Origin of the sequence: Roseofilum capinflatum BLCC-M114 (assembly GCF_030068505.1) — a bacterium.
Taxonomy (GTDB): domain Bacteria; phylum Cyanobacteriota; class Cyanobacteriia; order Cyanobacteriales; family Desertifilaceae; genus Roseofilum; species Roseofilum capinflatum.
In genome coordinates this window covers 13,805-27,945 of record NZ_JAQOSO010000010.1, presented here as the reverse complement: position 1 = coordinate 27,945, position 14,141 = coordinate 13,805, and the positions used below count along the sequence as shown (strand labels likewise).

The following is a 14,141-nucleotide window of genomic DNA, read 5'->3' as shown; positions in this document are numbered from 1 at the left end:
ACCATAACAGCGCCAAGCGCTGTATCGATTAATAAAAAGGTTTAATCTTCTCTTGACATTTAGCCACGGGTAAACGGTACTCCATGGCAAACGTCAACATTTGATAAGCCTCCCAATGGTCTTTAATTAAGGTTTTTGCTTGCAGTTTAGCCCATTCTTGTTTAGGGTTAAAATCACTCTCTACAGGGGAATAGAGCTTGAGGAGGGTATTAAGATTTTGTCGATCGTCGGCTCCCCCTTGAGTATCCCCATAAACTAACTCTTCGGCAGCAACCCCTGCCATCCACAGGATGCAATAGCGGTCGATCCATTGCTGGGTGAGGCTGGGGGATTTGAGTTTGTCAATCATTGCCTCTTCATCGAAACTGACTCCTGCTTGTCCCCGTTGTCCGGCTTTGAGGGCTTCCCAGGGGTTGAGGGTGTAGCCGGTGATGGGAATATCCAGGAGAGTGGCGACCATAAAATGGCCCGCTTCGTGGTGTAGGAGGCGATCGCGGTATTCAGCAGAAAGACTAGAAATTAAGCCTAATGCTAAGTTACTGCCTTGACCTTGCCATTGCAGGCTATCGATCGCCATAAATGTCAAAATTCCAAAGGCTGTAACTGCCGGAATTGCTGGATTTAAGTGGATCATGGGGCCCAACAGACTAGAGAGAGTCAGGGTAAAAACGGCGATCGCGATTAAATTTAAGCTCAGTTGGTTCATGGTGCTGATAATTCTTCATTCTCCGACTGCTCTTGCGCCTTATAAAACGTCTCCAAACTATGGCGATCGCCCACAAAACGCCAGTGCCAGGGTTCATAATTAATCCCTTGGGGGTTATTCCGAGGAAAGGATAACTCAAAACTATAATAAGCGGCATTCTCTTCCAACCACTTAAAAGCGGCCGTATTCTCAAACTCTGGAGACAGATCCACTGCGGGGACATAGCCATCGCCAATATCCACCGCATAGCCCGTATGATGCTCGCTATAACCGGGAGGGGCGCTGACTTCTGCCCGTTTAGCAGCCCCTTGTCCCCGTTGAGCTTTAATATCAAAAAATAAGTATTCTTGATCTTGCATAGTGCGAAAGGCAGATAGGGGAACCAAAACCACTCCATCCCGTTGGGCTGCGTTCACCATCTGTCGGAATTTAATCGCTGCCATTCTCCGTAATCGTAACCTGCCATCAGCCGTAATGGCCATTAAATCCTCTACTGGTGCTTCTTCATAAGCAAAATGACCCAGTAAGTCCCCAGCCTCATCCGTTTCTGAGTTTTCTGCCTCTTGCACTGCATCCTCACCCAACTCGTTTGTTTCTGCGGTTGGGGATGGGGAAACGGTGGATTCTGAGGCAGAATTTGGCGCGAGGAGATTCGTTCTGAAGAGCAGGATACCCGTCATGAGGGCGATCGCCAGTACCCCTACGCTGATCCATACTCCCCTCTGAGAACCTGATGATGACGACTCCTGTACCGGTTGCACCGGTGCAGGAGTATCCCGTAAGGCTTCAGGGATATCATCTGTAATCACGTCTTCCTCCTGAGAGGGGGAAATTTTGGATAGATTTTCAGTCATCGGCGACTTAACTCCAACAGGGGATCACTATTGTTAACCTTACCAAAGATTCTGGGTTTCGATCCGATTCAGGATAAGTAAGGCACAAGATTACACGGAGTGAATCGGGAGGTGAATCGGGAAAACTTGAGGGATTGCAATTTCTATCCAGAGATCTAAATCACTTAAAAGCAGCGATATCAATCACGGCCAAAGCCAATGATATCGTTGATAGTTAAGGTTATCAGGAATCGTGTATGGACTCATTATGTTACTCAAACACCAAATCTTACCGGGAGCGGTCTCCGAAATTCTAGTTTCTGCACGAGAAACTGGGGTCTTAACTTTGGCCGATCGCTATGGTCTAATGGCTGCTACTTTAGATGAACACTTAACTCAAGAAGATGAGCGATCCATGAATCGATTACTCAGAGCAGTGATCAAAGGAAAAATTAAGATCGCTGATGAAATCTCCGTGGTTTATCACCCTCCTTGTCCTGCCCTGTTTCATCGCACGAGTTCTGGTTATGCTTCTCCCAAATCTTCTGTAGCTTGAGAACGGATTTCGGTTGCTTTTTCTGCTGCTAGTTTGGGTTGAATATAGAGGTTTTCTAACAGGGTTGCTGCACCGGCAACCCATGGGGGCACAATTAAGGCTCCGATAATCCCTAGAACTTGGGTTCCTCCGAGAACGGCTAAGAGTTGATAAAGGGGATGAACGCCAACGGATGAACCTACGAGGAAGGGATCGAGGATATAGGTTTCGATATTTTGAATGACGACAAAAAAGAGTAACACCCATAGGAAAGTCCAGCCCCCGGAGGCGATCGCCACCACGAGAGCGGGAATAGCTCCTAAAACCGGGCCGATAAACGGGATCAGGTTGGTGACTCCGGCGATCGCCCCTAAACCCAGGGAAAACTCCCGTAATCCTAGGATACCTAAGCCTACCGTGGTGACAATTCCCAGGATAAAAGAGACAATCAACCGTCCGCGAATATAACTCCCCATGCGGTAGCCAATGGTGGGCACTTGGGCGGCGATTTTGCTATCCCAAGGTTCAGGGAGTAGGCGCACCAAACTGTTAATTAAGGTTTGGCTATCAGCGACCATATAACCGGAGATAAACAGGGATAAAATCAGGCTAAAGACTCCCCCAATAATCCCTCGTGTAATGCTATAGGATCTCAGCACTAATTGTTGACTAGAGCGGATCAGCCAACTGGTAATTTGTTGTAGATCGACGAGGTTAAAGAGTTCTGGGGGAGTATTCGTCCAGTTGTCGAGTAAATTTTCTGCTAATTGAATTAAAATTTCGGCATAGGAAGGCAGTTTTTGGATCAGGCGCTCGATTTGTTGAAACACAGTTGGGCCGATTAATAAGCCCAGACCGGTTAATCCAGAAAGTAGGGTTAGATAGACTAAAATCACCCCTAACCATCGAGGAATACGCAGGCGTTCGGCCCCATCCACTAAGGGAGAAATGGAAGCGGCTAGAACAATAGAAATCATTAACAACAGTACGAGTCCCCGTAATTGCCACAAGAGGACAATGAGCAGCACCGAGAGTAAGGTTAAGAGGAACGTGGATAGGGAAAAAGTAATCCGTTGTTCGCGCATAAAAGGGAATGGGGAATGGGGAATGGGGAATAGGGAATGGGGAAAACCCAGTTTTCTCTATTCAGGAAGTTAATTGCGATGCCATTGGGTGAGACCACCGGGTTGATCGATGAGGGTAATGCCTTGGTTTTGTAAGTCGTCGCGAATGCGATCGCCTTCGGCAAAGTTTTTGGCTTTGCGAGCAGCTTGCCGAGCGGCGATCGCCTCTTCAATCTCCTCATTGCTCAGTTGCGATCCTTGGGAATCCGTTGCTGTCTCGGTTTCCACTTCTAACCCCAACACTTGAGACAGGGTAACCAAGGTTTGCCATTGTTCATATAACTGGTTAGGATCTGCATCCGTTTTACCCTCATGAATCAAGCGATTCTGTTCTCGGTTTAACCCTTTGGCTAATTCAAATAATACGGCTAATCCGCCTGATGTATTCAGGTCATCATCCATGGCACTATTGAAATTCGCCACACTTTCCGGGTTGAGATCCTCCGATTTCACCTGCAAGTCCCATCCCCAGGTCGATCCCTGCTTGTAGCCAAAGGATAACCCCTCTTTGAGGGTATTCCAAGATCGTTGGGCGGAGGCGATCGCCTCTGGAGTAAAATCGATCGGTTTACGATATTGGGCCTGAAGCACAAACAACCGGAGCGCCATCGGTTCCGGCCCCCCTTCCGAGTCCAACAAATCCCGAATCGTCGTAAAATTGCCCAAAGACTTGGACATTTTTTCCCCATTCACCGTCACAAAGCCATTATGTAACCAATACCGGGCCAACGGTTGACCCGTCACCGCTTCCGATTGCGCTACCTCATTCTCATGGTGGGGAAACACCAGATCCGCGCCCCCACAGTGAATATCAATCGTCTCTCCTAAACAGTCGCGCACCATGGCCGAGCATTCAATATGCCATCCGGGGCGACCTTTTCCCCAAGGAGACTCCCAACTCGGTTCATCCGGTTTAGCTCCCTTCCACAGAGCAAAATCAAAGGGATCTTTTTTCTTCGCCTCTTCTCCACTCTCTACCACTCTCCCCGATGCTCCCGCTTGCATCTCCTCCAACTTGCGCCCGGAAAGCTTGCCATAGTCCTGAAACTGACGCACTTGGTAATAGACATCGCCCCCAGAAGCATAGGCATAGCCCTTAGTTTCCAACTCATGGATCAGCCGTAAAATCCCGTTTAGGGTATGGGTTGCCCTGGGATATTCATCCGCTTCCAGGACATTTAACCGCGCCATATCTTCAAAGTAGGTTTGGGTATATTTTTCGGCTACAACTTCCATGGTTGAGCCGGTTTCCCTAGCTCGTTTGAGAATCTTATCGTCAATATCGGTAAAATTCTGCACATATTTTACCTGATAGCCCTGCCATTGCAGATAGCGCCGCAGGGTATCCCAAGCAATATAAGACCGCGCATGGCCCAGATGACAGTAGTCATAAACGGTGACTCCACAACAGTAAATCCGCACTTTCCCCGGTTCCAGGGACTCGAAGGGTTGTTTACTGCGGGTGAGGGTATTGGTCAACGTTAGGGTCATGGGGCAGCACACTTTCCAATGGGTCAGCCCTCATCATACCAAATTGAGTAATGAGTAATGGGTAATAATTTAAACTATTTTTCCTGAAAGTCTCCTGTTTCAAGGCTTTGCAAAAAATCTTTCGCTGTCATGATACTGATTCCCTGATAGGTTTCTAAAACTAGTAAATCGCGATCGCCTGTAATCATCACATCGGCTTGAGCGGCGATCGCTGTAGCCACAACAATATTATCGTCTGGATCTCTAAGATTAGGTACAGTGATTTCATCGATAGGGTATACAATTACTGATTCTCGAATTAAGTTCATCACACTAGATACCGTCAAATCTAATGCTTGTAATTTGGGTTGAAGTTTGCTTTTACTAAATGTTCTTTCTAATTCATTCAATAATTCTTGTGACATAGAGATGGTAATGCTCTGAGTTTCGCCCAGCAAGAGAATGCGATCGGGAATCCCACCCCAAATAATAGCTGAAACCCAAATATTTGTATCAAAAACAACTTTCATTGTTTTTGTTCCCGGCGGACTTCCCGTACAATTTCGCAGATCTGTTCATTGGTTAGTGGATTAGGATCGTCACCTAATCTTTTCCTCCTTTGCCTTAATTCATCCCAGTCCAATTGGGGGACTTTCTTAAAAATAATCGAATCTTCTGTTGTCAATACCGAGTATTGTTCGCCGTTAGCAAATTTTTCTCGAATCTCTGGAGGGAGTTCTAAGTTGCCTTCTGGGGTGAGAGCGATCGTAATTGTGTTTTCCATCTTGGCTTGAGTTCTAGGTTTTCCAGTACCAATCATAGCAGGTTTGACTTTGGTACTTGCTGTACAAGTCTGAAACTCAGACTGGATAAGGGTTGTCAGCTTTTTGTGGCGAAAAAAGTGCCAGGCGATCGCAGAGAAAACAATCAAGGGATCGTTGGTAGAATTGTTTGAACATAGGGATAGTTGAGTATTTTCCGATCGATGGTCACAATAGAAGCATCAGATAATCGGGCTGTGGCAACAATGATTCTATCTGCTGGATCTTTGTGAAAATCACCAGGTAAGGTTTGAGCCTCAATTGCTATAGCTGGTGTAATTGATATCAGCATTACGCCTTCTTGCCCTAGGGCGATCTCGAACCATTGAGCGATCGGTATAGGCAGAATAATTCGGCCCGCACTGACTAATCTAGCTATCTCAATTAAACTGATTGTACAAACGCCTAATCCATTACTTCTTTCCTGTTCAATACATTCACGGTGATAGGAATTTAATTGAGGATCATTTTGTATCCACCAAACTAAAATATGAGTGTCCAAAATAATCATAAAATGCCTTGATCTTCATTTTCCATATTCCAGTCTTCTGAGGGGATGGCAGGTTCTTCTGGATCGGCATAGTAGGCATAGGGTTGTTCTGGAATTAAGGGTAAGTGATTGTTCTGAATAGAAGATGAAGATATGGGGTTCTTTTTGAAAATAATTGAATCTTCTGTTGTCAATACCGAGTATTGTTCGCCGTTAGCAAATTTTTCTCGAATTTCTGGAGGGAGTTCTAAGTTACCTTCTGGGGTGAGAGCGATCGTAATTGTGTTTTCCATCTTGGCTTAATTTTTAGGTTTTCTAATTCTATCCTATCCGTATTGAGCTGGCCTGTCAATATTGTAACGTATCAATTGTATCTTGTTTTCTCCTTGACCGATCGCCCGGATCGACTGGATGGGTCAGGCGATCGCCCAATTGTCTGTTTATGGGTAATAATAGGAGAATTGAGAATCGTTTTCACAGTAGCATTATGACCTCAGCAGTAACCTCCAAACCCTCTGAACAACAAGACACCGCTTCACCTCCTCTACCAGTAACCATCATCACGGGGTTCCTCGGAAGCGGGAAAACTACCCTGCTCAATCACATTCTCAGTAACCAACAGGGAATAAAAACAGCCGTTCTGGTGAATGAGTTTGGCGAAATAGGAATTGATAATGAACTGATTATTTCCACCGATGAAGATATGGTGGAATTGAGTAATGGTTGTATTTGCTGCACGATTAATAATGAATTGGCTGATGCAGTCTATCGCGTCCTAGAGCGTCAGCAACATCTCGATTATTTGGTGGTGGAAACTACAGGAATTGCTGACCCCCTTCCCGTAGCGCTAACCTTTTTGGGTACGGAATTGCGCGATCTCACCCGTCTCGATTCCATTGTTACCCTGGTGGACTCAGAAAATTTTAGCTTAGATTTGTTTAATTCGGAAGCGGCCTATAGTCAGATTGCCTATGGGGATATTATCCTTTTGAATAAAACCGATCTGGTTGATGAAGCGGATGTAGATAGTTTGGAGGTGAGAATCCGCGATATTAAGGCGGATGCTCGGATTTTAAGGACGGTGAAAAGTCAGGTTTCTTTACCGTTAATTTTGAGTGTGGGTTTGTTTGAGTCGGATAAATACTTTGAGCAAGAGGATGATCATAGCCACGATCGCGATCATGATCATGACCATCATCACCACCACGATCATGACCATGAACATCACCACCATCACGATCATGATCATGACCATCACCACCATCACGATCATGACCATCACCACCATCATCATTCTAACCATTTGGAAAATGATGGATTTATGTCGATTTCATTTCAGAGCGATCGCCCCTTCTCGATTAAGAAGTTTCAAAAGTTTCTCGATCATAACTTACCGCCGAATATCTTCCGCGCTAAGGGAATACTCTGGTTTGATGAAAGCCCCATGTGCCATATCTTTCACCTGAGTGGTAAACGGTTTACCCTTGACGATCAAGAATGGAAAGGGGAACCGAAAAACCAGCTTGTGTTAATTGGTCAAGATTTGGATCAAGAAACTCTACTTTCCCAGTTGAATAATTGCCTAACCCTACCTTCTACCCATCGGGGTAGAGGCTTTGGAGGGTAATCTAGTCCTTTAGGGTGCGTGATTAATGCACCCTAGTGCCGTGACACAGCTAAAAATGTGCATTAGCGTAGGGTGGGTTAGGCGGCTAAAACCTAGACTCTGACAGCAATCTATCAATCCGCCGTAACCCACCATTTTAGGGTTGTCACGGCAGTAGTAAGGAATAAGCGAGCAAGATGCTCGCACTCCTAAAGTGAGCTTTAAGCACTTTTGAGGATGGAGTAGAGTGGGGTTAGGGATTTCCAGAAGTTGAGAATCTGCCGTTTGACGGGTTGGGGATGGGTATGGTGGAAAAAGTAGCGTCCATGGGGACATTCCCAAAGGCGATCGCCCTCTTTTAACCAAGGTTTCCATCCCTCAAATAAGCTCGGATCGACGACTAGATCTTGGTTTCCTCGACTGACGAAGAGGGGAGGATCGAGTTCACTGGGGAGAATTTGAGCGCGTCTATAGAGGGAATGGGGAGAGAGGGAGGTTTTTAAGTCCTTTTCTAAGATGCTGACTAATTCGGCAATGACGGGGGGAGAATGAACCCCAAAGAGATTGTAGGCACTTTGGGTTAAGATGCGATCGCGGGAACAGGGCAGTAAGCCCAATTGTACATAGTAATGGGCTTGCCAATCGATCGCCGGATATACCCCCACAGAAAGCAAGGAGAGCGATCGCACGCTTTGCGGATAGCGACGAGCATACAATAGAGCTAACAAGCCTCCCGTACCATGACCAAGTAGGTGTAAGGGGCGATCGTACTGCTGAATATGATGATGAAGCAATCTCAACCCCTGATTTAAGCAAGTTCCCTCATCTTCTGTTTGCTCATACTGCCATTCTGCCAGGGGGACATGGGCAGATAATAGCCTCAGCAGGGGACGATGGAAGCGGCGAAAACTGGGATTGACATTAATCCACAAAACATCAGGTAATTGAGTCATGAATAATTCCTAGAAAAAAATAACGAAAAATAAAGGTAAGCTTAAACATAATGTGGGGATTAAACTTACCCGATCGAACACATACGGTGAATTTTAACCGTTCTATATTTTAGAGACCAAACTCTTTCTGAACTTGCGCGACCCAAGTCTGAATTCGTTCTGCACTCAACTCTGGTTGATTATCTTCATCAAGAGCCAATCCTACAAATTTGCCATTCCGCACAGCTTGAGATTCATTAAACTCATAGCCATCAGTCGGCCAATAGCCCACTGTTTGCCCCCCTAAACCAGCAATTTTCTCTTCTAAAATGCCGATCGCATCTTGAAAGTTATCACTATAGCCAATTTGATCGCCTGTACCAAAATAAGCCACTTTTTTCCCGCTAAACTCAATAGCATCGAGGTCATCATAAAACCCCTCCCAATCACTGGCGAGTTCGCCAATGTTCCAAGTCGGACAACCAATAATCAAATATTGATAGCCCTCAAAATCACTTGCACTAGCATCAGCCATATCATGTAGGGCGACCACAGAAGTACCGCCAAATTCCTTTTGAATGGCTTCTGCTGCTTCTTCGGTCTTGCCGGTTTGCGTTGCGAAAAATAGTCCAATGTTTGCCATTTTTACCTTATCCTTTCACGATCAATGAATACAAAAAGAGGGATTTCAGTCTTGACTTTTCCTAGAAACCCCTCACTAAAAGAGGAGAGAATTAAAACAACTGACTGACCCAAAAGAGTCGGATTATCCTTCCACGGCGTTGAGGGCTTGTTCTACGCGGCGGAAATCAAATCCCATTGCCCGTAGAGCGTGCCACAGATGGCCTTGCAGGAAGAAGAAGGCGAGGAAGAAATGGGCATTTGCTAACCAACACCGGGAGCTATAAGTGCCTCCAGGTAAATCGACGGTATCGGCAAAATAAGGAACAATTCCCAATTTCACTTCTAAAACGGGGCCATAAAACTCGACGGGATAGGCTAGGGTGTTGACTGCACAGAAGTAAGCGGCAACAAAACCCGCCAGAGCAATGCCACCCAAGGAGTAGGAGAGGATGGCTTCACCGGAAAAGGTGAGGACTTTCTTGGCCCAGTTCATGGGAGGGACAAGAATGTGCCAAATCCCACCACCGATGAGTAAGATGCCCACATAGATATGACCGCCCACTAAATCTTCTAAGCTGCTAATGCTGGCAAAGTGGGTTTGATACCCATAGATGATTAAGGGGTCAAGGGTGGGGTTGCTAATGATGCGGACGATTTCCGTGGTGCTATCGTAAAGCCCTCCCCAGTACATGGCTTTGCCCACGAGCAAGAAGGCTCCCATGCCGAGAAATAAGAGATGATGTCCTAGGATGATGCCCAATTGTTTGGGGTTTTCCCAATCAAAATGAAAATTCTTCGCAAAACCTTGAGCGGTTTTGAGGTCTTCTGGTGCTTTGAAGGTGTGGAATAAGGCTCCAGCTCCTAGCACGGCAGAAGAAATGAGGTGAATGGCTCCAATGACGAAGTAGGGATAAGTGTCGGTGACTTGCCCCCCTTCACCAACTCCCCAGCCTAGGGTGGCTAGGTGGGGAAGAAGGATGAGTCCTTGTTCGCCCATGGATTGATTGGGATCGAATCCCGACATTTCAAATAGGGTAAAGGCTCCTGCCCAGAATGCGATAAGGGCTGCTTGCCCTGCATGGGCGGCGATAAATAGCCCGGAAAGGTTGGCAAATCTTGCATTGCCTGCCCACCAGTCATAGGTGACTTTGGGGTTGTCGTAGGTTTGCATAGGATCGTTAACTGAGTCAGAGCGCGTTAGCTGTTGAGAATTTCTCTCAACAGTTACCCATTCAAACTCAGTTCAGAATAATTGTCAATTGCAGAGGTGTAAAGTTTTGTAAAGATATGGGTGGTGGGGAGTGATAAGAAGAAAATCTCTTGATTTTACTGGCTTTCAGGGATCGCTGGTGAGAGTGTTGAGGCTCTCTTGTGTAGGGAATTGAGATGACTATTTAGAATTAGTATCAATAAGATTGAAAACCTTGAGATGTGCTAAATTAGAGCAATAAGCGCGATCGCCCCCTTAACGCATCTTCCCTAGCCCTATGCGTGTCCTAATTCAACGAGTCACTGCATCTTCCGTTTCCGTGGATGGCCAGATTATCGGTAAAATTGGCCGGGGATTAAACTTGCTCGTGGGCATTACGGACACAGACACGGAGAAAGACCTAGAATGGATGGCAAAAAAATGTCTTGAATTGCGGCTCTTTCCCGATCCAGAACGGAGCGATCGCCGTTGGCAAAAATCCGTACAAGAGATCGAGGGTGAACTGTTGGTGGTGAGTCAATTTACCTTGTATGGAAATTGTCGTAAAGGTCGTCGTCCCTCTTTCGATCGCTCTGCTGCTCCGGAACCGGCGAAAGCTCTTTATGAGAAGTTTGTCAGCCTGCTCAAGCAGAGCGGTTTAAGGGTAGAAACAGGGGAATTTGGGGCGATGATGGAGGTTAAAATTGATAATGATGGCCCCGTGACCTTGCTTTTAGAGTAGGGCTGAATTGGATTAATATCCCATGAAAGGATTTACTAAAAGCTAGGGAACACTAGGGCTAGTGAATGCCCAATGATGAGGAAATGAAGATGAAATTTGCCTATTTGAAACCCTGGTTAATTCTGTCGAGTATCCTGTTTTTAGTGTTTGTGTTGCTCGGCGATCGCTTTCTGCCGGAACCTTTAGGCCCTGCAAGCGAACAAACTCGCGTGACGCTGAATAAATTTTTGGTGGGCTTAATTCCCCAATGGGAGCGGAAAACCAACCCCTATGAACGCACCGAAGAGGCCCTTGAACAAGAGCAAAGTGGGGGTCAAACACAAGAATAACAATAAACTTGAATCGGCGATCGCATCTCGAATTAGCTCCCTATACTAAAACTATAGATTTTCTGGGTTTCCAGATTCTCAAACAGGGACGAGGGGGCTAGTTTTTGGGGATCGCAGGGTTGTCTTTGTAGCTTCAGTTGCAGACCATCAAGGGGGTCTGATCCATCGCTGACGAGAAATTCCAAGCGCTGAACCGGTGACCAATCTATGAGCAAATCTAACCAGGAGGCGATCGCCTGGGAATAGGGATGTTCGCGATCGTGATACCATTCCATGGGATCGCTATAGGGTTGATCGAAGCCTAAATGAACGATTAAGGACGGATGGGTAAACAGGGCGATCGCCACTGGCCGCGTTTCTTCCTGCAACAGTAAATTTTCCCGATCGGCCCAATAGCGCAGTTTTTCTAACCATTCATACCGTTGAGTTACCGAAGGATTGGGATCTTTCCACTCTAGAGCAACGGTGACTAAATAGGTTTGCAACAACCAATGACCCAATTTTTGCGCCTTCGTAGCTAAATAGGCCGAATTATAATCCGTGGCTTCAATTAATAGAGGCACGCGATCGACCATCTCTAAACCATAGCCTTTTAATCCAGCAATTTTGCGCGGATTATTGGTAATCAAACGGAATTTTTTCACCCCTAAATCATTCAAAATTTGCGCCCCGACTCCATAGTTGCGTAAATCGGCCGGAAAGCCTAATTTTTCATTCGCTTCTACCGTATCTAAACCCTGATCTTGGAGCATATAGGCTTTGAGTTTATTTACCAAACCAATGCCTCGCCCTTCTTGACGCAAATAGACCACCACACCCGCTCCCGAATGATCGATCATTTTCAAGGCCGTTTGTAGTTGCATCCGACAATCACAGCGCAGGGAGCCTAATGCATCTCCGGTTAAACATTCTGAATGCATCCGCACGGTGACCACTTGCTGGGCAAATTCACTCGGATCGCCTTTGACTATGGCAATATGTTCAGAATTATCTAAAGTATTGCGATAGGCGTAGATCTTAAACTGTCCAAATTGGGTAGGCAGACTCGCTAATGCTTCTTGTTTAACAAACCGTTCATGTTGCAAACGATAGGCAATCAGATCGGCAATACTAATAATTTTCAGTTCATGATATTGGGCATAGCGGATCAGTTGCGGCAGTCGGGCCATGGAGCCATCGGGGTTTTGAATTTCGCAGATAATTCCGGCGGGATAGAGACCCGCTAACCGGGCTAAATCCACACTAGCTTCCGTATGACCAGCGCGTTTTAAGACTCCCCCTTCCCGCGATCGCAGGGGAAAAATATGGCCCGGTCTGCGTAAGTCGTAGGGACGAGTTTGGGGGTTCAGGGCTACTTGAATGGTGCGGGCCCGGTCTTCGGCAGAAATTCCGGTACTCACCCCCAGTTCTGGGGAAGCATCGATACTGACAGTAAAAGCAGTCTGATTTTTATCCGTGTTGTGGGTGACCATGAGGGGGAGGTCAAGTTGATCGAGGCGATCGCCCATCATTGCCAAACAGATTAAACCCCGCGCATAAACCGCCATAAAGTTAATCATATCCGGGGTCGCGAACTGGGCAGCCCCAACGAGATCGCCTTCATTTTCCCGATTTTCATCATCAACCACGACCACCATCCGACCGAGTTTGAGGTCGGCGATCGCGCTTTCGATAGAGTCAAACTGAAAGGAAGGAGAAGAAGTCACAGTGAGAAGGTGTAGCAGATCGAGAGTGTGGTTGTTATTGTACCGCGAATGGGGAGAGGGGTAGACAAGGAGAAATTCCAGATGGGGGAAAGTTCCTCTGTATTTCGCTACGGTGCGATCGCTCGTGGATAATACTCTTGGATAGCATTTGCAGCATTAGGCTATGATGTACAACGTGCTGAAAAGCTTAGTGCTGCTGCACAAGAGGTCATTGCCCAGTTGCGCCAAGGGCTTGCTACTGCTAACAGATGCCCTACCGTCTAAAGAAACCTTCCAAACCTAATTATGCAGATCGCTGAACATCGGCATCAAGTCCCATCTCACAACATCATCTTAAATAATATCAGTTGGCAACAATTTCAAAAGTTACTTCTGGAATTAGGAGAAAACAAGGGGGCCAAACTTGCTTACGATAATACCATTTCTCTATGATGATGCGTTTAATAGTCCTTGCCGTAGGGTGTGTTAGCGAAGCGTAACGCACCTAAAATCTACGAACTAAAATAGGGCAATAGGTTTTCTGGAGTGCGTATCCGCTTCGCGGACATGAAAGCGTAGCGTGTCCGTTCATCTCCGCGAAGCGGAAAGGACAAACGTCTCCCTCGCTAGTAAGGAATAAGCGAGCGAGACGCTCCCATTCCTAAAGCATCAAATGAGCTGAAACAATCCAGTAGGAATGAAAAATTTTTCGCCCCGACATCATGGTATAATCAACCCTGCTTCGGTTCTGATGGGGAGCAGCCATCAGAGGTAACGGGGAAAGTTTGGTGCAAATCCAACGCTGTCCCGCAACTGTAAGGAGATGGAGTCCCAATCATCTCTAAGTCAGGATGCCCGCCAAAGTAAGTCTATTTAATCACCATTCTGCGAGGTACAGAATCATGTCGCAAGTTTATTCCTTTGGGTTGCTTTTCTCTTCTATCCCTTTTCTCTCCAGATCTTGACCCCCCCCAACCTCCCTTAAAAAAGGGGGGAGTAAGGGAAGTCCCCCTTAAAAAGGGGGATTTAGGGGGATCTTCATCACGGCAAAAAGT

General features: G+C 46.4%; 16 protein-coding genes and 1 riboswitch. Of the genes, 4 read left to right on the top strand and 12 right to left on the bottom strand.

Annotation, left to right across the window (positions count from 1 at the left end; genetic code table 11):
- Nucleotides 1-28: 28 nt before the first annotated feature.
- Together PMG25_RS02570 and PMG25_RS02565 are read right to left on the bottom strand one after the other, a co-directional pair.
- On the bottom strand, nucleotides 29-706 hold the full coding sequence (locus PMG25_RS02570) for a M41 family metallopeptidase (protein WP_283765346.1): 678 nt from the start codon (nucleotides 704-706) through the stop codon (nucleotides 29-31).
- The gene (locus PMG25_RS02565) at nucleotides 703-1,560 is read right to left on the bottom strand and encodes a M15 family metallopeptidase (RefSeq protein ID WP_283765345.1); all 858 of its coding nucleotides are present in this window, start codon (nucleotides 1,558-1,560) and stop codon (nucleotides 703-705) included. The genes PMG25_RS02570 and PMG25_RS02565 overlap by 4 nt, the downstream gene beginning before the upstream one ends.
- Nucleotides 1,561-1,807: 247 nt before the next feature.
- Here PMG25_RS02565 and PMG25_RS02560 point away from each other — a divergent pair, with 247 nt between their 5' ends.
- Nucleotides 1,808-2,095, top strand: a complete 288-nt coding sequence (locus PMG25_RS02560; protein ID WP_283765344.1) for a hypothetical protein — start codon at nucleotides 1,808-1,810, stop codon at nucleotides 2,093-2,095.
- Here PMG25_RS02560 and PMG25_RS02555 read toward each other — a convergent pair.
- The 6 genes from PMG25_RS02555 to PMG25_RS02530 form a co-directional block, all read right to left on the bottom strand.
- The gene (locus PMG25_RS02555) at nucleotides 2,065-3,159 is read right to left on the bottom strand and encodes an AI-2E family transporter (protein ID WP_283765343.1); all 1,095 of its coding nucleotides are present in this window, start codon (nucleotides 3,157-3,159) and stop codon (nucleotides 2,065-2,067) included. The genes PMG25_RS02560 and PMG25_RS02555 overlap by 31 nt on opposite strands.
- A 69-nt stretch (nucleotides 3,160-3,228) precedes the next feature.
- Nucleotides 3,229-4,689 carry a cysteine--tRNA ligase gene (gene cysS, locus PMG25_RS02550; protein WP_283765342.1) on the bottom strand — a complete coding sequence of 487 codons (1,461 nt, stop codon included), beginning with the start codon at nucleotides 4,687-4,689 and terminating at the stop codon, nucleotides 3,229-3,231.
- A 74-nt stretch (nucleotides 4,690-4,763) separates the two neighbouring features.
- On the bottom strand, nucleotides 4,764-5,198 hold the full coding sequence (locus tag PMG25_RS02545; protein WP_283765341.1) for a putative toxin-antitoxin system toxin component, PIN family: 435 nt from the start codon (nucleotides 5,196-5,198) through the stop codon (nucleotides 4,764-4,766).
- On the bottom strand, nucleotides 5,195-5,599 hold the full coding sequence (locus PMG25_RS02540) for a hypothetical protein (RefSeq protein ID WP_283765340.1): 405 nt from the start codon (nucleotides 5,597-5,599) through the stop codon (nucleotides 5,195-5,197). The genes PMG25_RS02545 and PMG25_RS02540 overlap by 4 nt, the downstream gene beginning before the upstream one ends.
- Complete coding sequence (locus tag PMG25_RS02535; protein ID WP_283765339.1) at nucleotides 5,596-6,000, bottom strand: type II toxin-antitoxin system VapC family toxin; 405 nt, start codon at nucleotides 5,998-6,000, stop codon at nucleotides 5,596-5,598. The genes PMG25_RS02540 and PMG25_RS02535 overlap by 4 nt, the downstream gene beginning before the upstream one ends.
- Nucleotides 5,997-6,272 carry a hypothetical protein gene (locus PMG25_RS02530; RefSeq protein WP_283753483.1) on the bottom strand — a complete coding sequence of 92 codons (276 nt, stop codon included), beginning with the start codon at nucleotides 6,270-6,272 and terminating at the stop codon, nucleotides 5,997-5,999. The genes PMG25_RS02535 and PMG25_RS02530 overlap by 4 nt, the downstream gene beginning before the upstream one ends.
- Before the next feature lie 194 nt (nucleotides 6,273-6,466).
- On the opposite strand from PMG25_RS02530, the gene PMG25_RS02525 reads away from it, so the two are divergent.
- Nucleotides 6,467-7,606, top strand: coding sequence for a CobW family GTP-binding protein (locus tag PMG25_RS02525; protein WP_283765338.1), 1,140 nt, complete (start codon nucleotides 6,467-6,469; stop codon nucleotides 7,604-7,606).
- A gap of 200 nt (nucleotides 7,607-7,806) precedes the next feature.
- Here PMG25_RS02525 and PMG25_RS02520 read toward each other — a convergent pair whose 3' ends face one another.
- From PMG25_RS02520 to PMG25_RS02510, 3 genes are all read right to left on the bottom strand, one after another.
- Nucleotides 7,807-8,538, bottom strand: coding sequence for an alpha/beta fold hydrolase (locus PMG25_RS02520; RefSeq protein ID WP_283765337.1), 732 nt, complete (start codon nucleotides 8,536-8,538; stop codon nucleotides 7,807-7,809).
- A 109-nt stretch (nucleotides 8,539-8,647) separates the two neighbouring features.
- Nucleotides 8,648-9,160 (bottom strand): flavodoxin FldA, encoded by a 513-nt coding sequence (fldA, locus tag PMG25_RS02515; RefSeq protein ID WP_283765336.1) that lies wholly within the window; start codon nucleotides 9,158-9,160, stop codon nucleotides 8,648-8,650.
- A gap of 123 nt (nucleotides 9,161-9,283) precedes the next feature.
- On the bottom strand, nucleotides 9,284-10,312 hold the full coding sequence (locus tag PMG25_RS02510; protein WP_283765335.1) for a chlorophyll a/b binding light-harvesting protein: 1,029 nt from the start codon (nucleotides 10,310-10,312) through the stop codon (nucleotides 9,284-9,286).
- A 316-nt stretch (nucleotides 10,313-10,628) separates the two neighbouring features.
- On the opposite strand from PMG25_RS02510, the gene dtd reads away from it, so the two are divergent.
- Both dtd and PMG25_RS02500 read left to right on the top strand, forming a co-directional pair.
- Complete coding sequence (dtd, locus tag PMG25_RS02505; protein ID WP_283765334.1) at nucleotides 10,629-11,072, top strand: D-aminoacyl-tRNA deacylase; 444 nt, start codon at nucleotides 10,629-10,631, stop codon at nucleotides 11,070-11,072.
- 89 nt (nucleotides 11,073-11,161) lie between these two features.
- Nucleotides 11,162-11,401 (top strand): hypothetical protein, encoded by a 240-nt coding sequence (locus PMG25_RS02500; RefSeq protein WP_283765333.1) that lies wholly within the window; start codon nucleotides 11,162-11,164, stop codon nucleotides 11,399-11,401.
- Nucleotides 11,402-11,433: 32 nt separating this feature from the next.
- On the opposite strand, the gene ribBA is transcribed toward PMG25_RS02500, so the two are convergent.
- Nucleotides 11,434-13,107: a bifunctional 3,4-dihydroxy-2-butanone-4-phosphate synthase/GTP cyclohydrolase II gene (gene ribBA / locus PMG25_RS02495; RefSeq protein WP_283765332.1), complete on the bottom strand. Its 1,674-nt coding sequence runs from the start codon at nucleotides 13,105-13,107 to the stop codon at nucleotides 11,434-11,436.
- 705 nt (nucleotides 13,108-13,812) lie between these two features.
- Nucleotides 13,813-13,963, top strand: a riboswitch (cobalamin riboswitch).
- Nucleotides 13,964-14,141 lie beyond the last annotated feature (178 nt).